Raw genomic sequence first — 26,121 nt, forward strand, 5'->3', positions numbered from 1 at the left:
CCGAGGACCGGCCGCACCTCGCCCTCTCCTTCGACGCCGGCGGAGCCACGATCGGACCCCTGGTCGTGCCCGGGCGCACGCCGTGCCTGTCCTGCCGCGACTCGCACGACCGCGATCGGGACCCGGCCTGGGCGGCCCTGCACGTGCAGCTGCTGGAGCGGGATCCCGGCCGGGTGCCGCTCGGCGTCATCGCCTCCGCCGCGGACGCCGTGGCGGATCTGCTCGCCGGACAGGAGGAGGCCGAGCGGGGCGGGTCCGGCCGGCGGATCAGGATCCGTCGCGACGGCGTCCGATCATCTCAGACGGCCGGATTTCACGCAGACTGCCTCTGCCGATCTCCGCAAGGAAGCGCGACGGCCGTCGCCCTGCCCGATCGACATCGCGGGACCAGGTCAGGGTCAGCGCTCGCGCGGCCCGCGTGAGGCCGACGTAGGCGAGGCGGCGCTCCTCGTCGATCGCCTCGAACCCGGTCGCGTACGAGATGGGCAGCAGCCCCTCCGAGCAGCCCACGAGGTACACCTCGGGCCACTCCAGGCCCTTCGCCGCGTGCAGGGTGGACAGCGTCACCGTGCGCAGCACCGGGTCGTGCTGGTCCTTGGCGCGCGCGAACAGATCGTCGGCGAACGCGCGCATCGTGGTGCCGGCCGGGGCGTCCTCCGCGAGGCGCAGCACGGCGCGGCGCGCCTCCCAGGCATCGCGCAGCGCGCCGCCCGCCTCGGGCGGATCGTCGCTGAAGCCGAGACCGCGCAGCACGTCGCGCACCGCGGCCAGGAAGGAATGCTGCTGCGGCGCCACCGCCGCCGCGCGCAGCGCCTGCACCGCCTGGCGCACCTCGGGCAGGTCGAAGAAGCGCTTGCCACCCAGAACCGTCGCCGCCACGCCCGCCGCGGCGAGCGCCTGCAGCAGGATCGCTGACTGGGAGTGCGCGCGGTACAGCACCGCGATATCCTCCGGCGGCACGCCGGCCGCGATGCGCGCGGCGATCGCGGCCGCCACGCCGCGGGCCTCCTCCGCGTCGTCGTCGAACGCCACCACGACGGCGGCGTCCGCCACCTCGGATGCGGCCGTCTGCCGCTCCGGCGCGGGGACGAGCTCGAGCGCGCCCGGGCGCCCCTTCATGAGCGCGTTGGCGACATCGAGCACGCTGCCCGCGGATCGGTAGTTGGTCTCGAGCCGCACGACCGTGGCGTCGGCGTGGCGTCGGGCGAAGTCGAGCAGGTAGTTCTGATCGGCGCCGGCGAACGAGTAGATGGTCTGCGACGCGTCACCCACGACGCACAGATCCCCGCGGTCGCCGAGCCACAACTCGAGAAGGCGCTGCTGCAGCGGGGACACGTCCTGATACTCGTCGACCGTGAAGTGCCGGTACTGCTCGTGCACCGCCGCGGCGACGCGCGGCTCCGCCTCCAGCATGCCGGCGCAGGCGAGCAGCACGTCCTCGAAGTCGAGCTGGTGACGGTCGTCCTTGAGGGTCTCGTACGCGCGCGACAGATCGGCGACCTGCTCTGCGTCGAACCGCCCGATCGAGCGGCCGCGCGCGGCGACCTCGTCGATGGAGAGCATCGAGACCTTGCGCCATTCGATCGCCGAGGCCAGATCCCGCAGGGTCGCCGTGTCGGGGCGCAGCCGCAGCATGTCCGCGGCCTGCGCCAGCAGGCGCACCTTGTTGTCCACGATCGCCGGCGCCGGCGCCCCGGCCAGCTGCGGCCAGAAGAAGCCGAGCTGGGCGAGCGCCGCGGCATGGAACGTCCGTGCGGCGACGCCCTGCACGCCGAGCGCACGCAGCCGTCCGCGGAGCTCCCCCGCGGCCTTCGCGGTGAAGGTCACCGCCATCACGCGCGCCGGCGAGTACGCGCCGGTCTCCACCCCGTGCGCGATGCGGTGCGTGATCACCCGCGTCTTACCGGTGCCCGCGCCCGCCAGCACCGCGACCGGTCCGCGCAGCACGGACGCGGCCTCCCGCTGGCGTTCGTCGAGGCCGTCGAGCGCACTCACCGCCGATACCAGTCGGCGATGAGACGGTGCGCGATCGACGCCGCGCCGGGAAGCCCGACGGGACCGGATCCGGCGAGTGCCGATCCGATCTCGTCCCGCGTCAGCCAGCGCACATCGATGATCTCGTCGCCGTCGCCGCGGGCCGTCCGCTCGTCGATCGCGGTGGCGTGGAATCCCACCATGAGCGATCGCGGGAACGGCCACGGCTGCGAGGAGAAGTAGCGCACGTCGCGCACGCGGACCCCGGACTCCTCGAACAGCTCCCGGTGCACCGTGGTCTCCAGCGACTCCCCCGCCTCCACGAATCCGGCGAAGCAGGAGTAGAAGCGCCCCTTCCACTGCGCGTTCGCGCCGAGCAGCAGCCGCTCGCCATCCGCGCTCTGCACGGCGACGATGACCGCGGGGTCGGTGCGCGGGAAGTGCTCGCGACCGCAGGAGGGGCAGTGCCGCGACCATCCGCTCTGACGCAACTCCGCCGCGTGCCCGCAGGTCGGGCAGAACCCGGCGTCGCGCAACCATCCGGCCAGGGCGATCGCGGCGACCACGAGCTCGCCGTCGCCGGCGTCGACCACGGGGAGCGCCTCGCGCAAGTCGCTCCACTGCGCCGCCCAGGAGCCGTCGGCATCGGTGTCGTCATCCGGATCCTGCAGCGCGAGCAGGAGCCCGGATCCGTCGGGGCGTCGCCCCAGCAGCGCCCACTCCCGGGTGCGCGCCAGCACGGGATCGCCCGCGGGGACGAGGATGAGGCCGTCGTCGCCGAGCGGCACGCGGCGCTCGCGGACGACCAGCACGCCGGTGCGCGGATCGGCGCGGAGCCGCGGGATCGCATCGGGGTCGTCGCGCCATTCGCCGGCCCTGTCGAGGGATGCGCCCTCCGGCACGACCCCGTCGAGCACGGCCGTGTCGAGCACGGCGACGTCATCGGCGAGTGGTTCGGGAACGGTCTCCGGCACGGTCTCGACTCCCCTTCTCGCAGGCGTGGCGGGCCCTGTGCGGACGAGGCTCGACCTACCCTGGTGACATGGCTCGCTCACCCTTCACTCTAGCCGCGGCGGTCACGGCGGCGGTGCCCGGAGCCGATGTCGTCGGCGCCCGCGCCCTGTCATCGGACGGCGACGCCCGCTTCGACTCGGCCGTGGCCACCCTCGCCGACGGCACGGAGGTCGCGATCCGCGCCTCGAGCGACGACGACACCGCGGCCGAGCTCGCGAAGGAGAGCCTGGCGCTGCGCGCGCTGACCCCCGGGGCCCGCTCGATGCTGCGCTTCGACGCGCCGCAGCACCTCGGGGACGGCCGCGTGGGCGACGCCCGAGCCCTGGTCACCACGCTGCTGCCGGGCTTCCAGATCGACGCCGCCGACATCCCGCCCGGACCCGGCGCGGCGGTCGCGATCGGTAAGGCGATCGCCGGGGTGCACGCGCTGCCCGCCTCCGTGGTGCGCGGAGCCGGGCTCGCCGAGCGGACTCCGGCGGAAGCGCGCGACGACGTGCGCGTGCTCATCGATCGCGCGGCGGCGACCGGACGCGTGTCGGCGCGGCTCACCGTGCGCTGGCGTGAGGCCGTGGAGGCGGACGAGCTGTGGCGCTTCGAGTCGGCGGTCACGCTCGGCGGCGCTCACGCGGAGTCGTTCCTGTTCGCCGACGACGACGAGCGCGGCCCCCGGGTGACCGGCGTGCTGGGCTGGCACGGGCTGTCGATCGGCGACCCCGCCGTCGACCTTGCATGGCTCACGATGGCGGCGGAGGCCCGCGACGACGTGCTGGACGCCTACGCCTCCGCCACGCTGCGCGCTCCCGACGCCGGCCTGGGGATCCGCGCCCGCCTGCTCGCCGAGCTCGAGCTCGCGCGGTGGCTGCTGCACGGCCACGACACCCACCGCTCCGACATCGTCGACGACGCGGCCCAGCTGCTGGACGCGCTGGCCGACGGCATCCACGACGACCTCGCACCGCGCGCGAGTGCCGGAGCGGGCGTGGATGAGGCGATGTCCGCGCTGGAGCGGGTGCCGGCGACCGGCGCGAACCGCGTCGACACCTCCATGCGGACCGACACCTACGACGCCAGCGAGTTCGCGGGCATCGCCATGGACGACACGTCCGCGTTCGGCCCGCGAGGCGGGACCGCGCAGACCGCGTCGACGGCCGACGCGCCCGGCGAGGACGCGCCGGCGCAGGACCCTGGCACCGGGGACGACGCGCCGCACGCGCAGGACCTCACCGCGACCGGAGCCCTCGAGGACCTGGATCCGAACGCCACGCAGGACCTCAGCGACCTGCGCGACCCCGCGGCGCCGGACGACGGGAAGCCGGGAACCGGTGCCGAGGACGACGACCGCCCGGCGCGCCCGGGCACGCTGCTGCCGAGCGAGGGCGGGATCGCGGGCTCAGAGGCCGACGTCGCCGATGCTCACCGCGCGGCGCGGGCCGCGTTCCAGCGCTGGACCAGCGCCTCCTCCGAGTAGACGGTTTCGCCCCGCAGCACGAGATCGTCGGCGACGTAGAACAGCGCCACGTCGATCTCGTCGAGCGGCACCCCGTACCGGCGGTGGTAGGCGAGCCGGTACAGCGCGAGCTGCAGCATGCGCTCCTCGCGCTCGGCCGCGCTCGCCGGCGGGCGGCCGGTCTTCCAGTCCACGATCTCGATCCGGCCGCCGCGATCCTCGCGACGGTACACGGCGTCCAGCTTGCAGATGACGATGCGCGCGGGCTCGCCCTCCCCGACCGGCAGGGCGAAGTCGATCTCGGTCTCCACGGCGATCGGCTTGAGCGGGGCCCACTCGCTGCGCTCGAAGATCTCCCGCAGGCGCGCGAGGTCCTCGGCGTCGGCGCGCGCGATCTCATCCGCCGCCGAGCCGTCGCCGGCGGAAACCGCCGCGCCGGGGCCCTCCGGCACGGCGAGGTCGTCATCGCGGTCCCAGAGCGCATCGTCGAGCGAGGTGCCCACACCGACGGATCCGGAGCGGTGCTCCACCCAGGCGTGGAACAGCGTGCCCAGGCGCGTCTGCCGGTAGGGGCGCTCCGGCATCGGCCGGGTGAGCGTGCGGATCGTGCCGCGGTAGTCGGCGACGTAGTCCTTGAACCGCGACGCGGGCACGCGCGTGGGGGCGTCGGCGACCGTCCCGCGCTGCCGGGCCGCACGCTCGGCGAGCAGGCGCGCGAGTTCCTCGGTGGGCTCGGCGGGCCGCGGATCCGCCATCGCGCGCCGCACCTCGTCGGCCGCCGCCGCCACCCGGGCACGGCGCCCGCCGAGCGGATCCATCGGCCACACGCTCGTGCGCGCCGTGCCCTCGTAGGGGTTGTCCTCGCTCGCCGGCGCGGGCACCGGGTCGAGCCCGAGCTCGTCGATCGCCTCGAGTAGGTAGGGACTGGGCTTGCGCATGTTCTTCTGCCCCGACCAGTGCGAACCGGTCAGCAGCAGGTCGGTGCGGGCGCGGGTCACCGCGACGTAGGCGAGGCGGCGCTCCTCGGCGCGCTGGTACTCGCGATACTCGTCCTTGAACCGCCGCAGCGCGCCACCGTGCGGATACGCCTTCGTGATGCCCGCCGCCAGCGAGTCCAGGGCGGCCTTCTCGCGCTTGCGCGGGTCCTCTCCTGCCGCGTCCTTCGCCGCCTCCGGATCCCAGCGGAACCGCGGCAGGGCGTCGCTGTCCCCGCGCAGCGCGAAGGGCACCACGCCGAACCCGAACCAGCCCTGGGCGTCGGCGATCCGGCCCGGCAGCTCGTCCTCGACGAGCCGCACCACGGCGACCGCGTCCCACTCCAGCCCCTTCGAACCGTGGATCGTGAGCAGCTGCACCACGCCGGGCTCGGGCGGCTCGGTGCGCGGCATCAGCTCGTCCGTCATCTCCGCCTTGTCGAGCCACGCCAGCAGGCTGGAGATCGTGCCTCGGTCGTCCGCGGTGAGGAACGCGCGCACCTCGTCGCCGAATGCGCGCAGCTGCGTCGCGGCGACGCGGGCGGGGCCGCGGGTCTCGTTCACCGCGAGCTCGATGTCCAGACGCAGCTCGGTCTCGATCGTGCGGATGAGCTCGAGGATCGGCTGTCCGGCAGCGCGCCGCAGCCGCTCCAGCATCTCCCCCGCTTCGCGCAGGCGCGCCCGACCGGTGGGGCTGATGCCCGCGAGCAGCCGGTAATCGTCCCGCGCGGTCCGGATGAAGTCGACCGCGTCGACGATCGAGACCGCCTCATCGGCTCCGCGGGAGGAGCGCAGGCGCTGCTTCAGCTCGTCGGTGAGCGGGGCGAGCGCCCCGTCCCGCACGGCGAGCTCACGGGCGAGGTCGTACAGGGCGGCCATGTCGGCCACGCCGACCGCGAACCGCGGCCCGACCAGCAGCCGGATCAGCGCCGACCCGGCGGTGGGGTCGTGGATCACCCGCAGGGCGGACACCACGTCCACCACCTCGGGGGTCGCGAGCAATCCGCCGAGGCCCAGGATCCGATGCGGGATCCCCCGGGCGGCGAGCGCCCCGGCGAACGTCTGCATGTGCCGCTTGGACCGGAACAGAATCGCGCCGGTGTGCGGGCGCCCCGCCGTCTGCTCGTCGTGCGCCGCACGGCGTTCCGCGAACCACGCGGCGACCTCCGCGGCCTCGTCGTCGACGGTCTCGGCGTAGCGCACCTGCACCGATCCCCGCCCCGATCCCGGCCGCGGCTCGAGCGCGGGCACGTCCAGCCCGGGCCGCTGCAGCGGCTGCAGCACCCGGTTCGCGACGTCGAGGATGCGCTCGTCGTTGCGCCAGCTCGTCATCAGGCTGTAGGTGCGCGCCGTCTGCTCCTCGGCGAACGTGCGCCCGAACGCGTAGAGGTTGTCGGCGCTGGCGCCGCGCCAGCCGTAGATGGACTGATGCGGATCCCCCACCGCCATCACGGCGCCGTCGCGGAACAGCGCGGCGAGGAACCGGGTCTGGATCACGGAGGTGTCCTGGTACTCGTCGAGCAGCACGACCCGGTGCTGGGCGCGCAGCTCTGCGCGGACCTCGGGCGACGCCTGCACGATGTCGAAGGCACCGCCGACCTGGTCCGCGAAGTCGAGCACGCCACGGCGCGACTTCTCGGCGATGTACTCGCGCACGAGGTCCGCGAGGATCGGCATCGCGCGGAGGTTCTCCACCGCCTTCGCCACGTCGGCGTTGCCGCGGTAGGGCTCGAACTCGTCGGCCTGCCGCACCGCGATGCGCACCATCGCATCGAGGTCGACGCGGTGGTCCAGCACGTCGCCGGCGAGCCGCTGCACGGCGTCGATCACGCCGTTCACCGAGCGGTCGACCTCCTCCAGCCCCGGGATCTCCGCCCGCAGCACCACGGCACGGGCGACGAGCCAGGACGCCGACTGGCTGAGCATGGCGGCGTCCGGATCGCGGCCGATGTGGGCGGCGTGCTCGCGCACGATGCCGTCCGCGAACGCGTTGTACGTCGACACCCGCGGGCGGATGATCAGGTCCGCGGCGTCTCGCGGAGCCGTCGGATCCCAGCCCGTCCCGTACCGCTCTGCGAGGCCGTCCAGCACCTCGCGCTGCACCGCCGCCCGCTGCGCGGCGGATCCTGCCGTGCCGATCCGCTCCAGGGCGCCGCTGCGCACGATCTCCGGCAGGTGCGGCAGCAGGCCGCGCCGGCCGTACTCGTCGATGCGGTCGAGGCGGAGCGAGATCCGCTCGGCGAGCTCCCCGGCGGCCTTGCGGGTGAAGGTGAGGCCGAGGATCTCGTCGCGCTCGACGAAGCCGTTGGCGACGAGCCAGACGACGCGTCCGGACATGGTCTCGGTCTTGCCGCTGCCAGCACCGGCGACCACGAGGGCCGGCCCTGGCGGCGCCTCGATGACGCGCTGCTGCGCCTCGGTCGGGGTGGGCAGGCCGAGGGACGTTGCGATGTCGGTCGCGGCGATCCCGTGGCCGCCCACCCAGGCGCCCCCGCTCGCGACGTCCGCCGGAGCCACGTCGGTCGTGACGCTCATGCGCTCACCGCCGGGATGGAGTGGATCCGGCAAGGGCTGATCCGCACCTGGGTGTCGGCGCAGTGCGCCTCCACCTGGGCGGTGAAGCTCGAGGCGGCCATGCCGCGCCCCGCCTCGGCCACCCGTTCCAGGAACGCGGCGCGCGCCTCGTCGCCCAGGCGGTGCTGGTGCGCCACGCGGTAGGGGCTCTGCCCGATCGTCTGCGCGACGAGCACGAGCCGGGCCCCGGCGAGCGCCGCGGGGTCCGCGCCGGGCACCTGCCCCTGCTCGACGGCGAGCTGATAGGCGGCCAGCTGCGCGTGCTCCACCACCTTCGCCTCGGTCTCGGGCTCGTACTTGCCCGTCTTCAGGTCGACCACGACCACGCGCTCCCCCTCCGCGGCGGCCGTCATCGCGTTCCAGGTGCGGCCCCGCGCGGCCTCGTGCTCCCCGGAGCCGGCCGGGTACGCCTCGACCCGGTCGATGTATCCGCTCACGACCGCCTGCCGCGCGGGATTCTCCGGGTCGATCGGATGCGCCGCGGGCTCCGGCCCGAGATCGACGGCGAACCGGAAGCCGCCCTCCGCGGCGACCACGCGTCCGCCCTGCCGGCGCACCTCGGCGAGGTAGCCGTGCAGGCGCTGCAGGTACAGATCCGCACGGCGCCGCTCCTTGGCGTCGATCCACGGGGTCTCGAAGTCGAGCTCGCCCCAGCGCTCGTCGAGGATGCGGCGCATCTCCTCGAGGTCGCCGTCGGGCACGAGCTCCATCGCGGCGTGCACGATCGTGCCGATGCCCGCCGAGGGCGGCGCGACCGTGTCGCCGCCGAGCGCGGCGACCGCCCAGTTCACCCCGCACTCCTCGAACGCCTCCAGGCGCGACGGCGACACCGGCACGGATCCGGTCTCGAGGTCGCGCAGAGGGCGGTCGTCGGAGGGAGGGCGCACGCCGAACCAGCCGTCCGGATCCGCCCCGGGCACCTCGGCCTCGGCGAGCAGGTGCAGCTGCCCGGCGGCCTCCGCCCGCGCCGCGGGATCCGCCGACGTGGTCAGCACCCGGCGGTGCCGGGCCACCAGGCCGCGCAGGGTGAGCGGATGCGCGTGACGCTCGTCGACGGGCAGCGGATCCGGCAGGAACCCGAAGAACGCGCTGGGGCCCTGGTCGTCGTCGTCCACGGCCGTGACCAGCAGCCGGTGACGCGCACGCGAGATCGCCCGCACGAACAGGCGCAGCTCGTCGTGCAGCGCGGCGCGGCGCCGGTCGAGCGTGGAGTGCACGTGCTCGGGCTCGCCGGATCGCGCCGCAGCCACCGCCTCGCCGAGGCGCCAGGTCTCCAGCAGGCCGCCGCGGAGGCGCACGTTCGGCCAGACGCCGTCCTGCACGCCCGCGATCACGACGGCGTCGAACTCCGTGCCGAGCGCGGTCGCCGGCGTCATCAGGGTGACGGTGCCCGGCCGCTCCGGGGCGGACAGCGAATCCTCGGGGACCTCGCTGTCGAGGATGTCATGGATGAACGCCTCCGGCCCCTTCTCCGGCGCGCGCTCGACCGAGCGCTTGGCCGCGTCGAAGAGCGCCACCAGGGCGTCCAGCGCGCGGGCGGTCTCCGTCCCGGTCGCCCTGGCACCACCCGGTCCTGATGCCTCGGCGATCTCCTGCCAGGCGACGGCGAGACGGCGTCCGTCCGGGGCGCGCGAGGCGTCCCACACCCGCCAGAGCAGCTCGTGGATGGTCTCGCCTCGCAGCCACGCCTCGCGCACCTCGCGGAGCATGGTGCCGAACCGGTCGGCGGTGCGGGCCTCGGCGGTGTCGACCCGGGCGAGCTGCGCCGGCTCGGCGATGCCGTCCCGCAGCAGCAGCCGGGCGGGAGCCGATCCGCCGGCTTCCAGTTCGAGGTGGCGCAGCCGGGCGCGCAGCCGGCGCAGGCCCACCCCGTCGAGCCCGCCGAACGGCGTGCGCAGCGCGTCGGCGAGCAGCTGCGGATCCCGTTCCGCCGGCTCGGTGAGCGCGAGCCGCACGATGCCCACGATGTCGCGCACCACGGGCTCGCTGCCGAGCGGGCGCTGCACGCCGGCGGCTCGCGTGGGCACCTCCCGGGCCGCCAGCTCCGCCTCGAGCGCGGCGACCTGCCGGGTGTCGTGCGCGATCACGGCCATGCGCTCCCACGGGACGCCGTGCAGGAGGTGCCATTCCCGGAGAGTGCGCGCGATGACGTCGTGCTCCTCATGCGGCGACGGGGCCACGAACGCCTGCACGGCATCCGGATCCGCCGGAGCGTCGAGCTCCGGCGCGCGCCGGTGCTCGACCCGGCCCGAGGCGCCGATGGTCTGCACCACGGTGCGGGTGAGCGCGGTCAGCGGCGGATCCTGGCGGTGCGGCTCGTCCAGCACGTGCACGTCGCCGAGCAGCCGCACCACGTCGGCGAACAGCTCGGGGCCCGCGCCGCGGAACGCGCCGGACGAGATGTCCGGATCCCCGAACGCCAGCACCGCGATGCCGCGGGCGCGGAGCGCGGCGACCAGGGCCACGCCGCCCGCGGTCAGCTCCTGCGCGTCGTCGATGAGCACCACGGCCAGCCGGCTGAGCGCCCCGAGCATCTCCGGCTCGGCGGTGCGCAGGATCGTCGCGGCCTCGGCGAGCAGGTCGGCGGCGTCGCGGTGCGCCGAGCGGGCGCGGTCCAGCACCCGCCGGTACGACCGGGCGAAGGATCCCACCGCCCGCCACGCCGGACGCTCCGACGCCTCAAGTTCACCGGGGGTCACGCCGAGCTCGGTGCATTCGGCGAGGAAGGCGCGCAGCTCCGACCGGAACGCCCGCGACGAGCGCACGGTGGAGCCGAGGTGCTCCGGCCAGCGGCTGGGCATCCCCTCGCGCTCGTCCTCGGCGTCGCCGTCGAGCAGGTCGGCGATGATCCGGTCCTGGTCGGCGCCGGTCAGCAGCGCCGGCGGCTCGAGTCCGGCGTGCACCATCGTGCCGCGGACGAGCTGGAACGCGAATGAGCCGATCGAGCGCGCGAGGGGGCCCGGTGTGGCGACGCGGACGCGCACGCCGATCTGGTCGCGCAGGGCGGTGGCGGCCTGACGGCTGGGCGTGAGCGCGAGCAGCTGCTCGGGCGCGAGCCCGCCCCCGAGCAGGGCGGCGGTGCGCTCCACGAGCGTGTGCGTCTTGCCGGTGCCCGGGCCGCCGATCACCGTGCCGACGGCAGTGACCGGTGCGTCGATCACGGCCGCCTGCGCAGGGGTCGGGGCGGGGGCGTCGAGCATGCTTCCACGCTATCGGCCGCGGCGGACATCGGTCCCGGCGCCGAGGCACGTCGCCGCGCTGGCCGCTGCGAATCGCCCTCGGCGAACACCGCCCCACGTGCGATCCCGGCCCGCCGGGCCCGCGATAGAGTGACCGGACACCCCGCTTTCGCAGAGCATGACTTTCAAGGAGCATTCCGTGGAGATCCGCATCGGCATCATCAACACCGGCCGCGAGCTCAGCTTCGAGACGTCGGCGTCCGCCGACGAGGTGCGGACGCAGATCGCCGGCGCCCTGGATCAGGGTGCGAGCCACGTGTCCCTCTCCGACACCAAGGGCAACTCCTACATCGTTCCGACCGCGAACCTCGGCTACGTCGAGCTCGGGACCGAGGAGTCCCGTCGCGTCGGCTTCGTGGCCTGACACCAGAGGCCGCGGCATGTACATCCTGCTCGCGCTCATCGCCGCCTGCGCACTGGGGGTGATCGTGCACTTCGCGCTCCCGCATCGCCCGGTGCGCGGCGTCGCCCTCGTCCCCGCGATCGCGACCGCGGTCGCCGCTGCCGCCTACACGCTCGGGCAGTGGGCGGGTCTCGCGGAGTCCAGCGTCTGGCTCTGGCTGATCGCCCTCGGCGGAGCGGTCGTCATCTCGGCCGCGGCGGGCGTGGTCGTCACCCGTGTGCGGGTGCGCCAGGACTCCGCGCGCCGCGCCGCCCTCGGCATCTGAGCCGGAAAAGCCGTTCGGTTAGGAGGCGAGGCCCATCGCGTCCATGCGCCGGGCGTGCGCGGCCATGAGCTCGGTGAACACCGGCTCGAGCTTGTCGTCCTCCGCCCCCGGCAGGTGCGGACGCAGCGCCGCGCGCGCCACCAGGATCGTGTCGCCGACGAGACGCCGTCCCCACATCGACAGCAGGGAGCGCCACTGCTCGTCGCTCGCGATCGTGGCGGCGATGATCCCGATGATCTCGCCGCGGTCGTCGGCCTCGGACAGGATCTTCGCGACCTTCGCGCCGGTCTCGCCGTAGCTGGAGGCCAGCGCGACGTAGAAGTCGTCGAGCATGCCGGCGGTGAGGTACACCGCGAGCATCGTCTCGGCGACGCGCGGCCCCAGGGTCTTGCGGCGGAAGGCGTCCAGCTGCTCGCGGAACGGCAGCATCACCTCGGTCGGGTCGTCGCCGTGCGCGGTGATGAGGTCGACGATCCCGCGATGCTTGGCGAGCGCGGCGCCCGCGGCGCGGGAGAGGATCTCCTTCTCCGACAGATCGCTCGTCGCGCGGATGAGCCGGGTCAGCGTCTCGAAGTAGCCCAGCTGGAGATAGGCGGCCTGGCCGAGGAAGGTGTTGAGCTCCGGTGCGAGCTCGGCGAAGTCCACGCGCGTCGCATCGCCCGCTTCGCCCCGGGAGCGCAGCACGAGGGTGCGTCGGGGCGACTTGTCGCGCTGCCAGAACCACCTCACCACGCGGCCAGCCTAGTGGAGCGGCGGGATCCGGACCGGGATCCGAGATCGGCGCTCCGGCGGATCCGGGTCGCTCGGGTAGGCTGGATCCCGCTCCGGCGACGGATCGGAGCCCCGCGCCTGTGCATACGGATTCGGCGTGGACCCCATCAACCAGGCGGCGCCGCGCTCGCAAGGCCCGCCGGACAGGCAATCAAAGACTGTGACTTCCTTCGCCGATCTCGGCATCGATCAGGACATCGTGGACGCGCTCGCGGCCAAGGGCATCGTGGACGCGTTCCCCATCCAGGAGCAGACCATCCCGCTGGGCCTTCCCGGCCAGGACATCATCGGCCAGGCGAAGACGGGCACCGGCAAGACCTTCGGCTTCGGCATCCCGGTCGTACAGCGCCTCGGCCTCGACCCGGAGCCGGGTGTCAAGGCGCTCATCGTGGTGCCGACGCGCGAGCTGGCGGTGCAGGTCTACGAGGACATCGACCTGCTCACCTCTGGACGCTCGACGAGCGTCGTGGCGATCTACGGCGGCAAGGCATACGAGGGCCAGATCGAGCAGCTCAAGGCGGGCGCGCAGATCGTGGTCGGCACCCCCGGACGCCTCATCGACCTCGCCAACCAGCGTCTGCTCGATCTCTCGCACGCCACCGAGGTGGTGCTCGACGAGGCCGACAAGATGCTCGACCTCGGCTTCCTCGCCGACATCGAGAAGATCTTCCAGAAGGTGCCGGCGGTGCGGCACACCCAGCTGTTCTCGGCGACCATGCCGGGCCCGATCGTCGCCCTCGCCCGGCGGTTCATGTCGAACCCGATCCACATCCGCGCGAACGACCCCGACGAGGGCCTCACCCAGGCGAACATCCGCCACCTCGTCTACCGCGCGCACTCGCTCGACAAGGACGAGGTCATCGCGCGCATCCTGCAGGCCGAAGGCCGCGGCAAGACCGTCATCTTCACGCGCACCAAGCGCGCCGCCCAGCGCCTCGTCGACGAGCTCAGCGACCGCGGCTTCAACGTCGGCGGCGTGCACGGCGACATGGGCCAGGATCAGCGCGAGCGCTCGATGGCCGCGTTCAAGGCCGGCAAGAAGGACGTTCTCGTCGCGACCGACGTCGCCGCCCGCGGCATCGACGTGGACGACGTCACCCACGTGATCAACCACACCATCCCGGACGAAGACAAGACGTACCTGCACCGCGCCGGCCGCACCGGCCGCGCCGGGCGCACCGGCATCGCGGTCACGTTCGTGGACTGGGAGGACCTGCACAAGTGGGCCCTGATCAACCGCGCCCTCGAGTTCGGCCAGCCGGAGCCGATCGAGACCTACTCGTCCAGCCCGCACCTGTACGAGGATCTCAACATCCCCGCCGGCACGAAGGGCCGCCTCGTCACCGCGCCCGTGTCGGAGAAGCCGGCGCGCAAGCAGCGCGAGCCGCAGCGGGCCACCGAGGCCGCCGCCGAGGGCACGAGCGAGGGCACCACCCGCCGTCGCCGGCGTCGCCGTCGGGCCGCGGAGGGCGTGGGATCCACGTTCGCCGAGGGCGCCGAGGGTCGGGCATCCAAGGACGCGCCGGCCGGTGACGCCGACCGCGGCGCCGAGGGCTCCGGCACGCACGACGGCCAGGGCCCCGAGCACCACGACGGCAAGCCCGCCCCGCAGCGTCGGCGCCGTCGTCGCCGCCCGTCCGGCGGTGCCGCCGCGGGCAGCGCCCCGCAGACCGGGGCCTGAGCGCGCTCCCGGCCACGCCGAGACCCCACTGAGCACCGAGACCCCCACGCAGAGAGCGATCTGCGTGGGGGTTTCGGCGACTGGAGGGGGTCTCGGCACCGAGCGCCGGGCGCCGGGCGCCGGGCGCCGGGCGTCGAGCGCGGGGCGCCCGACCGCTGCGGCTCAGCCGACCGGGTACACCGGGGCTGAGCCCGACCCGCGGTCGATGATGCGCTGCAGCATCGCCGGGGTGGTGGTGTTCTCCCCCGGCACGTTGGGCTTGCCCGCGCCGTGGTAGTCGCTGGATCCGGTGATGATGAGGTCGTGCTCGGCCGCGATCCGGTGCAGCCAGGCCCGCCCCTCCGGCGTGTTCTCGCGATGGTCGATCTCCAGGCCGCCGAGGCCCGCGTCGATGAGGCGTCGCAGCGTGGTGTCGGACATCCGCTCCCGGCCCGCGGGGTGCGCGATCACGGCCACCCCGCCGGCCGCGGTGATCAGTTCGATCGCGGTGAGCGGGTCCGGTGCGTAGTGCCCCTCGTAGTAGCCCTCGCGCGGATGCAGGATCCCGTCGAACGCCTCTCCCCGATCGCGCACGATCCCCCGTGCCACCAGAGCGTCCGCGATGTGCGGGCGCCCCACCGTGGCATCCGGGTCGGTCTGCGCCAGCACGTCCTCCCAGCGCAGCGGGTAGTCGCGGGCGATGTTCCGCGCGATCCGCTCCGCCCGGCCGATCCTGTCGTCGCGGATCCGTGCGGTCTCCGCCACGAGATCCGGATCCTCCGGGTCGAACAGGTACGCGAGCACGTGCACGCTGCGCCAGCCGTCCTTCGAGGACAGCTCCATCCCGGGGATGAAGGTCATCCCGTGTTCCGCCGCGGCCCCCGCGGTCTCGGCCCAGCCGGCCGTGGTGTCGTGATCGGTGAGCGCGATCGTGCCCAGTCCGTGCTCCGCGGCGCGGCCCACGAGGACGGCGGGGTCCTCGGTGCCGTCGGAGCGGTTCGAATGCAGATGCAGATCGATCGGGCCTGCGAACAGGGCGGGTCGCGGCGTGGGATCGGCATCGGTCATCCTCCGAGCGTAGCGATCCTGCCGACGTCCGGCCGTCGCCGTCGTGCGCGATGCTGCAGCGGATGCGCACGGCGGATCCGGCGGTGCGGACCAGACGGCTCACAGATCGGCTCGCCTAGGCTCGAGGACGATGCTTCGACTGATCGGGATCCTGCTCACCGTCCTCTTCGCGATCGCTACCGCGATCGTGACCTGGCCGCAGTTCTTCCACCTCGAGCGGACCTTCCCGCTCACGCAGGTCGTCGCCTCCCGGGCCGTGCTCGTGCTCGCGTTCGCCGGGATCCTCGTACTCGCCCTGCTGCTGATGCTGGCCCGGCCGCTGCGCGGCTTCGCCGCCTCGATCGCGATCGTCGCCCTGCTCGGCGGCGGCGCCTCGGCGGCCGTGCTCGCCCTGCGCGGGATCGACACCGCAGACGCCCTGCCGGAGAAGACCGCGTCGAGCGTGCGGGTGCTCGCCTGGAACACGGCCGGAGAGGCCGTCTCCGCCGACGAGATCGCGCGGACCGTCGTCGCACAGCAGGCGGACATCGTCGCACTGCCGGAGACCACCGAGACGGTGGGCGAGGACATCGCCCTGAAGCTGCGCGACGCCGGGCATCCGATGTGGGTGCACCACGTGCAGTACCGGCCCGAGGTGACCCAGGGCCCCGACTCCTGGCAGACGACCGTGCTCATCTCGCCCGCCCTCGGCGACTACTCCGTGATCCCGTCGTCCGCGGACGGGACGAGCAATACGTCCTCCGTGCCCAGCGCGGTGGTCATGCCGGTGAGCGGCGACGGGCCGATCGTCGTCGCCGTGCACACCGTCGCCCCGCGCCAGGACGAGATGGACGGCTGGACGCAGGATCTGCGCTGGGTCGCCGACCAGTGCCCCGCCGGGAAGAACGTCATCCTCGCCGGCGACTTCAACGCCACGCTCGACCACGTGGCGGCGCTGGGCACCGCCGGCGGAGATCTCGGCGCCTGCCGCGACGCCGCGTCGCGCACGGGGTCCGGCGCCGTCGGCACGTGGCCGACGTCCGTGCCCGCGCTCCTCGGTGCGCCGATCGACCACGTCATGGCGACCGAGCAGTGGCGACCCTCGGGTGCCGCCGTGCTGCCGGCGGATCCCGAGGGAAGCGATCATCGTGCCCTCATCGCGCAGCTGGAGCGCGTGGCTCGGTAGTTCCCACGCGGACGCAGGCGCGGGCGCGGGCGCTGGCACGGGCGGGCGCGAGGGAGCGCCGCTCAACAGCGGGCGCCCCGCCTCAGCTGCGAGCGCAGGCTCAGCGGCGAGCGCGCAGGCGCGCCACCAGCACCGCGATCCCGCGCCAGCCGACGAGGAACACGAGCAGCGTGACCGTGGCGACGACGATGAAGGCGACCGCGGTCGTACCGCCGCTGACGACGCGCAGGACCATTCCCAGGGCGACCGTGACCACGACGAGGAGCGCCCCGGTGCGCAGCGGTGCGGTCGGCGCCTTCCACGCCCGCAGCAGCGCCCAGCCCGCAACGAGCCCCACGAGGAACGGCCACGCCGTCTCCAGCACGCCGAGGGCGCCCAGGGAGTGCTCGTGGCTCGCCCGCCCGATCGCAGCGAAGATCACCACGAGCAGCGCGTCGATGCCCAGCGGCCACGGCCAGGAGAGGACACGGCGGCGGACGGATGCGGAATCGGTCATGCCTCCACGCTAGACGCCGAACCTGGGGTGCCGCGTCACGCCTGCCCCTACCCTGAGAGCGGCCTATCAGCAACCGTTGAAATGGCTGGGAACGCCCGCTAGAAACGATGGCAGGGCCATCCGCCCGCGCCGGTCGCCGAACCGGCATCCACCCCCACGAGAGGACCCTCATGATGAGGACGTCGAAATCCCCGCGCCCGTTCCGCACCATCGCCTGCACCGTCGCAGCGATGGGCCTGGTGCTGGCGGGATCGGTCAGCGCCACCGCAGCGACGAACGAACCCTCCACGCCGGTGCCGATCACTCCGCCGGACGGCACCGTGATGAGCTACGTCGTCAACACCGGTCAGGCGAACCCCGGTCAGACCCGCAAGGCCGAGAAGGCCGTGGCCGACGCCGGCGGCGTCGTCGTGCAGAGCTGGCCCGAGATCGGCGTCGTGATCGCGCAATCCGACCGGGCCGCGTTCCGCGACACCGTGAAGGCCAAGGGCCGCAATGTCGTGGCATCGGTCGGCGCGACCCGAACGGTCGAGGTGAAGGACAAGGTCACCGGTCCGCAGGCGCCCTGGGGCCCCGGCTCCTCGGGCTGGAACCACGGCAAGAATAAGCCCGTGAACGGCGACGAGCCCACCGAGCCGGTGCCCGCGACCGGATCCGACGCGCTCGAGGGCCAGCAGTGGGACATGACGATGATCCAGGCGGATCAGGCGCACCAGGTCACCGACGGCAGCCGCAACGTGCTCGTCGGCGTGCTCGACTCGGGCATCGACCCGACCCACCCTGATCTGCAGGCGAACATCGACGTCGCCGACTCGGTGAACTGCACGGCAGGCGGCCGTCCGGACCAGAGCGAGGGCGGCTGGTACCCGACCACCTCCGATCACGGCACCCACGTGGCCGGCACGATCGCCGGCGTGCGCAACGGCGTCGGCGTGGTCGGCGTCGCCCCGAACGTGCGGCTGGCCTCGGTCAAGGTCGTGAACGACGACGGCTTCATCTACCCGGAGTACGCGGTCTGCGGCTTCATGTGGGCAGCGCAGCGCGGGATGGACGTGACCAACAACAGCTACTACGTCGATCCGTTCGAGTTCTGGTGCGACGATCAGCCCGATCAGGCCGCGGTCCGCGAGGCGGTCGCCCGCGCCGTGAACTGGTCGTCCGAGAAGGGCGTGGTGAGCGCGGCCGCGGCCGGCAACTCGCACCTCGATCTGACGGTGAACACCGAGGACCTGGGCAGCCCGGACGACGCGGCGACCCCGACCCCGCGCACGATCAACGCCGGCTGCAAGGACATCCCGGCGCAGGTCCCCGGAGTCGTGACGGTCTCTTCGATCCGCCAGACCGGCGACCTGTCCTACTTCTCCAATCGCGGTCTCGGCGAGATCGACGTCGCGGCCCCCGGATCCCGGATCCTGTCCACGATCCCGGGCGGCAAGTACGGGCTCAAGAGCGGCACCTCGATGGCGTCCCCGCACGTCGCCGGCGTGCTCGCGCTGATGAAGTCGGCGCACCCCGAGCTGACACCGGCCCAACTGGTGCAGAAGCTCGAGGACGATGCGACCCCGACGCCGTGCTCGGCGCCGCAGGTCGTGCCGGGCATCCCGGCGCCCGCGTGCGTCGGCACGCCGGAGCTGAACAGCTACTACGGCCACGGCATCGTGAACGCGCTCAAGGCCGTGCAGTGAGCTGACGTGGCGCCGGAGGGGCCCGGTCCGCCGATCCCGGCGGGCCGGGCCCCTCCCCGTGCGAGAGCGGATCCGGGCTTCATCGCGCGGTGAGAGGATGGATCCATGACCTCCGAGCACGACACGATCGAGCAGCAGGGCGACGCCGCCACCGCGACCCCCTCGACCTCCGCCAACCGCCGCCAGCCCTTCCCGCAGGGTTTCCTCGACACGATCTCCACCGGCTGGGCCGAGCGCCCGGAGACCCTTCCCGCGCCGCGCGCACAGGCCGCCTATGCCGCCGCCCGCCGGGCCGCGGTGTCCGCGGCGTTCCCCGGCAAGCGCCTGGTGATCCCCGCCGGATCCCTCAAGCAGCGCAGCAACGACACGGACTACCCGTTCCGCGCGCACTCGGCGTTCGCGCACCTCACCGGCTGGGCCGCCGACGCCGAGCCCGACTCGCTGCTCGTCTTCGAGCCCACGGCCGACGGCCACGACGTCACGCTGTACTTCCGCGAGCGCGCCGACCGCACCACGAGCGAGTTCTACTCCGACGCGACGATCGGCGAGTTCTGGATCGGACCCCGCCCGGCGCTCGCCGGCGTCGCCGCCGACCTCGGGCTCGCCACGGCGCACCTCGACGACTTCGCCGCCGGCGACCACGACCTCGTCGTCGACCAGGACGCCGACCTCACCCGGTTCGTCTCCGAGCTGCGCCTGGTCAAGGACGACTTCGAGATCGCCGAGATGCGCCGCGCCGTGGAGATCACCGCGAACGGATTCGACGACATCATCCGCGACCTGCCCCGTGCGATCGCGCACCCCCGCGGCGAGCGCATCGTCGAGGGCGTGTTCCACCAGCGTGCCCGCAGCGACGGCAACTGGGAGGGCTACGACACCATCGCCGCGTCCGGCCCGCACGCCTGCTACCTGCACTGGACCCGCAACGACGGCGCGGTGCTGCCGGGGGATCTCATCCTCATCGATGCGGGCGCGGAGGCCGACAGCCTGTACACCGCCGACATCACGCGCACCCTGCCGGTGAGCGGCACGTTCACCGACGTGCAGCGCCGCATCTACGACACGGTCGTGGAGGCCGCCGACGCCGCCTTCGCCGCGGCGAAGATCGGCGTGCCGTTCCGCGAGGTGCACGCGGCGGCGATGGACGTGATCGCCCGCCGCACCGCCGAGTGGGGTCTGCTCCCCGTCACCGCGGAGGAGGCGCTGGACGCAGACAACGGCGGGCAGCACCGCCGCTACATGGTGCACGGCACCAGCCACCACCTCGGCATCGACGTGCACGACTGCGCCCAGGCGCGCCGCGAGATGTACTACGACGGACTGATCCGGGAGGGCATGGTGTTCACCATCGAGCCCGGCCTGTACTTCCAGATCGACGACGTCACGGTGCCCGAGGAGTACCGCGGCATCGGCGTGCGCATCGAGGACGACATCCTCATGACGGCGGACGGCCCGGTGAACCTTTCGGCGGGGATCCCGCGCACCTCGGCCGAGGTCGAGGCCTGGATCGCTCGCGTGCAGGGCTCCGCGTCCTGACCGTCCGGCGCTCTGAAGGGGGCGCCGAAGACACGCTCAGGTGAACACGCGAGGTCAGGCGAACACGCGAGATCAGGCGGATCCGGATCCGGACTGCTTGTTCTCGCGTGAGCGCCTGTTCTCGCGTCGATCCACGACGCCCTCAACCGGCGCGCTCGCGGTCAGCCTGCGACGTGCTCGCGGAGCGCCGCGGCCATCTGCTGGACCGCCTGCTCGATGATCGGGCGCGGGGTGGCGAGGATGAAGCGCAAGAAGCCCTCCCCCGCCGCACCGCAGGCGATCCCGTCCGTCATGGCGACGCCGGCGCTTTCGCGGAAGAACTCGGCGGGCGATCCGTCGATGCCGAGGTCGCGCGCGTCCATCCAGGCGATGTACGTCCCCTCCGGGGCGCGGTAGCCCATCGCCGGGATGTGCTCGGAGAGGAGCTCGCCGAGCAGCCGGCGGTTCCCGTCGAGGTAGTCGAGGGTCTCGGCGAGCCACTCGCGCCCGTCGTCGAACGCCGCGGTCGTGGCGACGACGCCGAGGTTCGCGGTACCGTGCTCCGCCCAGGCGACTTCGGGGCGCGCCCACGTCTGCGCATCGGCGTCGTTCGTCAGGATCACCTGGGCGGCCTTGAGCCCGGGCAGGTTCCACGCCTTGGACGCGCTGGCCGCGGTGATCGTGTGCGCCGCGGTCGCGGGGCTGATGCTCGCATAGGGCACGTGTCGGTGCGGCGCGAACACCAGGGGCGCGTGGATCTCGTCCGAGAACACCCGCGCGCCGTGCCGTTCGACCACGGCGGCCACCGCCTCGAGTTCGGCGCGCTCGAACACGCGGCCGAGCGGGTTGTACGGGTTGCACAGGATCAGCAGATCGCCGCCGTCGGCGAGCGCGCGGTCGATGCCGCCCAGGTCGTAGACGTGGCGGCCGTCCTCGACGAGCATCGGCACCTCGATGATCTCGCGGTCGTGCATGGCCGGGATGGTCAGGAACGGCATGTACGCCGGCGTCGGCAGCACGATCTTCGAGCCGGGGGCGGTGAAGAAGTCGATCGTGGCGCGCAGCGCGGTCAGCACGTCCGGCACCGGGCGGATCCGCTCCGCGGCCACGTCCCAGCCGTAGCGGTCCCGCTGCCAGCGCGCCACGGCCTCCGCCATGCGCTCGCGCACCGCGGTCGGCAGGTAGCCGGTCAGGCCCCGGTCGACCGCCTCCTTCACCGCGTCGGCGACCGCGGGCGCAGGCGGGAAGTCCATCTCGGCGACGAATGCGCCGATCGCCTCGGGGAACACCGACCACTTCACGCTGCCGGCCACCCGCAGCCGGTCGATCCCGATCGCGTCCAGCTCCTCCGCGGTGCTCATGCGCCTGCTCCTGCCTCTCGCTCCCTCACGAACTCGCTCACGACCGGCGCCAGCGCCGCTCCGACGGCCGCCGGCGAGCGCTTGAGCCCCTTCACCTCGAACGAGTGGCCGGCGCCCTCGATCCATGCGATGGTCGCGTGCCGGCACGACGCGACGGCCTCCTCGAGCTGCGCGAGCGGCTGGATGAACGGGTCGTTCGTGCCCTCCACGAACAGCTGATGCTGCCGCACCGCGGGCAGGTGCTCGACGCGGGGCTTGTCCGGCCGGCCCGGCGGGTGCAGCGGGTAGCCGAGGTAGGCGAGCCCTTCGACGTCGAGCCCCGGCTCCTCCGCCGCGGCCATCGACGCCATCCGCCCGCCGTAGGACTTGCCGCAGGCGTACACGGATCCGCTCCCGCGCTCCCGTGCCGCGGCGACCACCGCCCGCCAGGTCAGCATGGCATGCGCGGCCGGGCCGGGCATCCGGCGCCCGGCCTCGAGGTACGGGAAGGTGAAGCGCAGCGTCCGCAGCCCGGCGTCCTGCAGCGCCGCAGCGAACCCGAGCAGGAACGGGTGGTCCATGCCGGCGCCGGCGCCGTGCGCGATGACGACGGTCGGAGCGCGGTCCGACGACGACCCGGCGGACGGGACGCCGTAAGCGGCGGACACCTCGACGGATCCAGCGGGCAGCGGCACCGGAACCCGGAACCGCTCCTCGACCGCGCCGGTCATCGGGACGAGCCGTCGCCCGCCGGGTGCTCGCCGTCGGCCGGCTTCTCGCCCTCGGCGGGGTCGGCCGGAGCTTCCAGAGTCGGCTCGTCCGCGCCGCGGGCGTCCGGGGCCGCTGCGGGCGCCGCCTCCTCCGCGGGAACGGCAGGCGGCGTCGTCTCCTCGACGGGCACCTGCGCCGCGGGCGGCATCGGCGGCATCGGCGGACGCTCCGGGATCACGCGCTCGCCATAGCGCGGCGGCTCCTCGATGCGCTCGCCGTAGCGAGGGGGCTCAGCGGCGGCGGAAGCCGGGCGCGGGATCGGGGTCACCGAACGGCCGAGCACCTGGCGCGCCTTGCCGACCGACGCCGGGAGGACCGTCACGTCGTAGTGGTCGGCCCGCAGCTGCATCACGCTCGCGTAATCACGGCGGCGGCGCACGATCGAGTACGTGATGAGGCTGAGGATCATGCCGATCGCGACGCCCACGAACAGGATCCCGATGAAGGCCTGCATGGGGACGGCGGGGTTGCCCAGCACGAAGATCGCCGACAGGAACAGGCCGATGAGCAGGCCGTTGACAGCGCCGGAGCGTGCTGCGTTCGCGTAGCCCAGCCGCCCGGTGACGCGCTCGACCGTCTGCACGCCGACGCCGACGATCGCGATCGCGCGTGCGGGGATCTCCCCCGAGATCAGCTGCGAGACGAGCTTCTGCGCAGCCTCGTACTCGGTCACCGTGGCGACCGTCTCCCCGATCTCGCCCGCGGGACCCGACGCGTTCAGCATGCTCATCCGACCATTGTCCCACGCGGGCGCTCCGAGTCCGCAGGATGCCGTCACCCGCCCCGGATCCGCAGGCGCAGGACAGTACGCTGGAACCATGAGCACACAGCGGGTTTTCGTCGCGCGCCTGGCCGGGTGCGCCGTGTTCGACCCCGCCGGCGACCGGATCGGCAGAGTCCGAGATGTCGTCGTCGTGTACCGAAGTAGCGCGGCCCCGCGGGTGATCGGGCTGGTGTGCGAGATCCCCGGCCGCCGGCAGGTGTTCCTCTCCATCGGACGCGTCGGCTCGATCAGCACGGGGCAGGTCATCACCTCCGGACTGATGAACGTGCGCCGGTTCAAGCCGCGCAACGGAGAGGTGCGCATCATGGCCGAGCTGATCGGCCGCCGCGTCGACTTCGCCGATGCCTCGGGCACGGCGGTCATCGAGGACGTCGCGATCGAGCCGAACCGGCTCGGCGAATGGTCGGTGAACCAGCTCTTCCTGCGCAAGCCGAAGACCAGCGCCTCCCCGTTCGCCAAGGGCCCCACCACGTTCGCGACCTGGAACGAGGTGCGCGAGCACCACGGGCCGGGCGAGGCCCAGTCCGCCGAGCAGCTCGTCGCGACCTACGCGGAGATGCACCCCGCCGACCTCGCGAACACCCTGCTCGACCTGCCGCAGCAGCGCCGCATCGAGGTCGCCGAGGAGCTGCCCGACGAGCGCCTCGCCGACGCCCTCGAGGAGATGCCCGAGGACGACCAGATGGACATCCTGGACCGGCTCGGCGACGAGCGCGCGGCGGACATCCTCGACCAGATGGAGCCGGACGACGCGGCCGACCTCCTCGCGCAGCTGCCCCAGGGCCGGCTGGAGCACCTCCTCGAGCTCATGGAGCCGGAGGAGGCGGAGGACGTGCGCATGCTGCTGCGCTACAGCCCCGACACCGCCGGCGGCCTGATGACCCCTGAGCCGATCATCCTGTCCGCCGACGCCACGGTGGCCGAGGCGCTGGCGCTGATCCGCCGGCACGAGCTGCACCCTGCCCTCGCCGCGGCCGTGTTCATCACGCTCCCGCCGTTCGAGACGCCCACCGGACGCCTGCTCGGGGTCGTGCACTTCCAGCGCATGCTGCGCTATCCGCCGCACGAGCGACTCGGCGCGATCGTCGACGACACCCTCGAACCGGTGCCGGTGACGGCGTCCGCGGCGGAGGTGGCGCGCATGCTCGCCAGCTACGACCTCGTGTCGCTGCCGGTCGTGGATCAGGCGCACCGCCTGGTCGGGGCGATCAGCGTCGACGACGTGCTCGACTACCTGCTGCCGGACGACTGGCGCTCGCACGACGCGGATGAGCAGCCCGCTCGCGCGCAGGGAGCGGCAGGATGATGGCGCGCACGCGCCGTCAGGGTCTGGACGCACCGCGCGGGCGCAGCGGCATGCTCGGCCGCGGCGGTGCCCAGCAGTCGAGCGACCGGTTCGGGCGCTTCTCCGAGGCCTTCGCACGCGCGATGGGCACCTCCGGCTTCCTCATCGGGATGAGCGTGTTCGTCGCGGTGTGGCTGTGGTGGAACATCGCGATGCCGAAGGAGCTGCAGTTCGACCCCGCCGCGACGAACTTCACCCTGCTCACGCTGATCCTGTCGCTGCAGGCGTCCTACGCCGCTCCCCTGATCCTGCTCGCGCAGAACCGGCAGGACGACCGCGACCGGGTGCAGATCGAGCAGGACCGCCAGCGTGCGGAGCGCAACCTCGCCGACACCGAGTACCTGGCGCGCGAGATCGTCGCATTGCGGATGGCGCTCGAGGAGCGGTCGTCGCAGAGCGTCACCCGTGAGGTGCTGCGCGCCGAGCTCAAGGCGATGCTGGCGGAGCTGCGCGACGAGGATCCGGCGGAGCAGACCCCGTGACGGAAGCGCTCGCCGATGCGGTCCGTCGTGCCGTCGGCGCCGTGACCGATCCGGAGCTGCGTCGTCCGCTCGCGGACCTCGACATGCTCCGCGACATCACGGTGACCGACGGCGTCGCGCACGTCGGCATCGCCCTGACCATCGTGGGCTGCCCGGCCGCGACCCGGATCGAGGCGGACGTCCACGCGGCCGCGGCGTCGGTGCCCGGCATCGACGCGGTCGAGGTCGCCGTCGGCGTCATGACCCCGGAGGAGCGGCGCGCGCTCACCGAGCGGCTGCGCGACGGCCGGGCGCCGCGGCAGATGCCGTTCGGCCCGGACGCGCTCACGCGCGTGATCGCGGTCACCAGCGGCAAGGGCGGCGTCGGCAAGTCGTCGCTGACGGCCAACCTCGCGGTGGCGCTCGCCGCACGCGGCCGCCGGGTCGGGCTGATCGACGCCGACGTGCACGGCTTCTCCATCCCCGGGCTGCTCGGCATCGCGCCCGGGACCCAGCCCACCCGCATCGACGACCTGATGCTGCCTCCGGTCGCGCACGACGTGAAGGCGGTCTCGATCGGGATGTTCCTGCGCGAGGGCGAGTCGGTCGTGGCCTGGCGAGGGCCCATGCTGCACCGCACCGTGCAGCAGTTCCTCACCGACGTGTTCTTCGGCGACCTCGATCTGCTCCTCATCGACATGCCGCCCGGCACCGGCGACATCGCGATCACCCTGGGCCAGCTGCTCCCGCATGCCGAGGTGCTCGTGGTGACCACTCCGCAGGAGGCGGCCGCCGAGGTCGCGATCCGCAGCGGCCTGGTGGCGCGGCAGACCGGGCAGCGCGTGATCGGCGTCGTGGAGAACATGGCCGCGCTCACCCTGCCCGACGGCACCTCGCTCGACCTGTTCGGTGCGGGCGGCGGGCAGGCGGTGGCCGATGCGCTGTCGCAGGGGGCGGATCCGGTTCCGCTGATCGCCTCGGTGCCGCTGAGCCCGGCGCTGCGCACGGGCGGGGACGCCGGCGTTCCCGTGGTGCTGGTCGATCCGGCCGACCCCGCGGCGCGCGCGATCCTGGCCGTCGCCGACGCGGTGGATCAGGCCGGGCGCGGGCTCTCCGGACGCCGGCTGCCGTTCAGCCCACGCTAGAGCCGTGGAACGGTCCGCGCGTCCT

At 73.4% G+C, this 26,121-nt stretch carries 20 protein-coding genes; 10 read left to right on the forward strand and 10 right to left on the reverse strand.

Translation table 11 applies throughout. The features are described from left to right. Window positions 1-267 precede the first annotated feature (267 nt). Both ACYQ1L_RS13275 and nudC read right to left on the reverse strand, forming a co-directional pair. Window positions 268-1,995 (reverse strand): ATP-dependent helicase, encoded by a 1,728-nt coding sequence (locus ACYQ1L_RS13275; protein ID WP_460004561.1) that lies wholly within the window; start codon window positions 1,993-1,995, stop codon window positions 268-270. Further along, entirely contained in the window at window positions 1,992-2,948 is a 957-nt protein-coding gene (gene nudC, locus ACYQ1L_RS13280) for an NAD(+) diphosphatase (protein ID WP_460004562.1), read from the reverse strand. Before nudC ends, ACYQ1L_RS13275 begins: the two co-directional genes overlap by 4 nt. Window positions 2,949-3,016: 68 nt before the next feature. On the opposite strand from nudC, the gene ACYQ1L_RS13285 reads away from it, so the two are divergent. Next, the gene (locus ACYQ1L_RS13285; protein ID WP_460004563.1) at window positions 3,017-4,456 is read left to right on the forward strand and encodes a phosphotransferase; all 1,440 of its coding nucleotides are present in this window, start codon (window positions 3,017-3,019) and stop codon (window positions 4,454-4,456) included. On the opposite strand, the gene ACYQ1L_RS13290 is transcribed toward ACYQ1L_RS13285, so the two are convergent. Continuing rightward, window positions 4,402-7,944, reverse strand: a complete 3,543-nt coding sequence (locus ACYQ1L_RS13290) for an ATP-dependent DNA helicase (RefSeq protein WP_460004564.1) — start codon at window positions 7,942-7,944, stop codon at window positions 4,402-4,404. The two genes, ACYQ1L_RS13285 and ACYQ1L_RS13290, sit on opposite strands and share 55 nt — an antisense overlap. Further along, window positions 7,941-11,183: an ATP-dependent helicase gene (locus ACYQ1L_RS13295; protein WP_460004565.1), complete on the reverse strand. Its 3,243-nt coding sequence runs from the start codon at window positions 11,181-11,183 to the stop codon at window positions 7,941-7,943. The genes ACYQ1L_RS13290 and ACYQ1L_RS13295 overlap by 4 nt, the downstream gene beginning before the upstream one ends. Before the next feature lie 178 nt (window positions 11,184-11,361). Here ACYQ1L_RS13295 and ACYQ1L_RS13300 point away from each other — a divergent pair, with 178 nt between their 5' ends. Together ACYQ1L_RS13300 and ACYQ1L_RS13305 are read left to right on the forward strand one after the other, a co-directional pair. Next, window positions 11,362-11,586: a DUF3107 domain-containing protein gene (locus ACYQ1L_RS13300; RefSeq protein ID WP_159575509.1), complete on the forward strand. Its 225-nt coding sequence runs from the start codon at window positions 11,362-11,364 to the stop codon at window positions 11,584-11,586. Window positions 11,587-11,602: 16 nt separating this feature from the next. After that, window positions 11,603-11,890 (forward strand): hypothetical protein, encoded by a 288-nt coding sequence (locus ACYQ1L_RS13305; protein ID WP_460004566.1) that lies wholly within the window; start codon window positions 11,603-11,605, stop codon window positions 11,888-11,890. An 18-nt stretch (window positions 11,891-11,908) separates the two neighbouring features. Here the strand turns inward: ACYQ1L_RS13305 and ACYQ1L_RS13310 are convergent, their stop codons facing one another. Then, the gene (locus ACYQ1L_RS13310; protein ID WP_460004567.1) at window positions 11,909-12,622 is read right to left on the reverse strand and encodes a ferritin-like fold-containing protein; all 714 of its coding nucleotides are present in this window, start codon (window positions 12,620-12,622) and stop codon (window positions 11,909-11,911) included. A gap of 199 nt (window positions 12,623-12,821) precedes the next feature. Here ACYQ1L_RS13310 and ACYQ1L_RS13315 point away from each other — a divergent pair, with 199 nt between their 5' ends. Beyond that, the gene (locus tag ACYQ1L_RS13315; protein ID WP_460004568.1) at window positions 12,822-14,342 is read left to right on the forward strand and encodes a DEAD/DEAH box helicase; all 1,521 of its coding nucleotides are present in this window, start codon (window positions 12,822-12,824) and stop codon (window positions 14,340-14,342) included. A 162-nt stretch (window positions 14,343-14,504) separates the two neighbouring features. Here the strand turns inward: ACYQ1L_RS13315 and ACYQ1L_RS13320 are convergent, their stop codons facing one another. Further along, window positions 14,505-15,389, reverse strand: coding sequence for a PHP domain-containing protein (locus tag ACYQ1L_RS13320; RefSeq protein ID WP_460004569.1), 885 nt, complete (start codon window positions 15,387-15,389; stop codon window positions 14,505-14,507). Between the two features lie 130 nt (window positions 15,390-15,519). Here ACYQ1L_RS13320 and ACYQ1L_RS13325 point away from each other — a divergent pair, with 130 nt between their 5' ends. Continuing rightward, entirely contained in the window at window positions 15,520-16,554 is a 1,035-nt protein-coding gene (locus tag ACYQ1L_RS13325; protein WP_460004570.1) for an endonuclease/exonuclease/phosphatase family protein, read from the forward strand. Between the two features lie 100 nt (window positions 16,555-16,654). Here the strand turns inward: ACYQ1L_RS13325 and ACYQ1L_RS13330 are convergent, their stop codons facing one another. Continuing rightward, a complete protein-coding gene (locus tag ACYQ1L_RS13330) occupies window positions 16,655-17,050 on the reverse strand; it encodes a DUF3054 domain-containing protein (RefSeq protein WP_460004571.1) in 396 nt (131 codons plus the stop codon). A 173-nt stretch (window positions 17,051-17,223) separates the two neighbouring features. Here ACYQ1L_RS13330 and ACYQ1L_RS13335 point away from each other — a divergent pair, with 173 nt between their 5' ends. Both ACYQ1L_RS13335 and ACYQ1L_RS13340 read left to right on the forward strand, forming a co-directional pair. Further along, the gene (locus tag ACYQ1L_RS13335) at window positions 17,224-18,735 is read left to right on the forward strand and encodes a S8 family peptidase (protein WP_460004572.1); all 1,512 of its coding nucleotides are present in this window, start codon (window positions 17,224-17,226) and stop codon (window positions 18,733-18,735) included. 105 nt (window positions 18,736-18,840) lie between these two features. Further along, window positions 18,841-20,271 (forward strand): aminopeptidase P family protein, encoded by a 1,431-nt coding sequence (locus tag ACYQ1L_RS13340; RefSeq protein WP_460004573.1) that lies wholly within the window; start codon window positions 18,841-18,843, stop codon window positions 20,269-20,271. 161 nt (window positions 20,272-20,432) lie between these two features. Here ACYQ1L_RS13340 and ACYQ1L_RS13345 read toward each other — a convergent pair whose 3' ends face one another. From ACYQ1L_RS13345 to ACYQ1L_RS13355, 3 genes are read right to left on the reverse strand one after another with little or no spacing between them, the layout of a single operon-like run. Beyond that, entirely contained in the window at window positions 20,433-21,611 is a 1,179-nt protein-coding gene (locus ACYQ1L_RS13345) for a MalY/PatB family protein (protein WP_460004574.1), read from the reverse strand. Further along, window positions 21,608-22,321 carry an alpha/beta hydrolase family protein gene (locus ACYQ1L_RS13350; RefSeq protein WP_460004575.1) on the reverse strand — a complete coding sequence of 238 codons (714 nt, stop codon included), beginning with the start codon at window positions 22,319-22,321 and terminating at the stop codon, window positions 21,608-21,610. The genes ACYQ1L_RS13345 and ACYQ1L_RS13350 overlap by 4 nt, the downstream gene beginning before the upstream one ends. Then, window positions 22,318-23,091, reverse strand: coding sequence for a YflT domain-containing protein (locus ACYQ1L_RS13355; RefSeq protein ID WP_460004576.1), 774 nt, complete (start codon window positions 23,089-23,091; stop codon window positions 22,318-22,320). Before ACYQ1L_RS13355 ends, ACYQ1L_RS13350 begins: the two co-directional genes overlap by 4 nt. Before the next feature lie 88 nt (window positions 23,092-23,179). On the opposite strand from ACYQ1L_RS13355, the gene ACYQ1L_RS13360 reads away from it, so the two are divergent. The 3 genes from ACYQ1L_RS13360 to ACYQ1L_RS13370 are packed head-to-tail and all read left to right on the forward strand — an operon-like array spanning window position 23,180 to window position 26,096. After that, window positions 23,180-24,451 (forward strand): magnesium transporter, encoded by a 1,272-nt coding sequence (locus ACYQ1L_RS13360; protein ID WP_460004577.1) that lies wholly within the window; start codon window positions 23,180-23,182, stop codon window positions 24,449-24,451. Beyond that, a complete protein-coding gene (locus tag ACYQ1L_RS13365; RefSeq protein ID WP_460005824.1) occupies window positions 24,451-24,972 on the forward strand; it encodes a DUF1003 domain-containing protein in 522 nt (173 codons plus the stop codon). The genes ACYQ1L_RS13360 and ACYQ1L_RS13365 overlap by 1 nt, the downstream gene beginning before the upstream one ends. Then, the gene (locus ACYQ1L_RS13370) at window positions 24,969-26,096 is read left to right on the forward strand and encodes an Mrp/NBP35 family ATP-binding protein (protein WP_460004578.1); all 1,128 of its coding nucleotides are present in this window, start codon (window positions 24,969-24,971) and stop codon (window positions 26,094-26,096) included. Before ACYQ1L_RS13365 ends, ACYQ1L_RS13370 begins: the two co-directional genes overlap by 4 nt. Window positions 26,097-26,121 lie beyond the last annotated feature (25 nt).

The organism is Microbacterium xylanilyticum, from assembly GCF_054654695.1.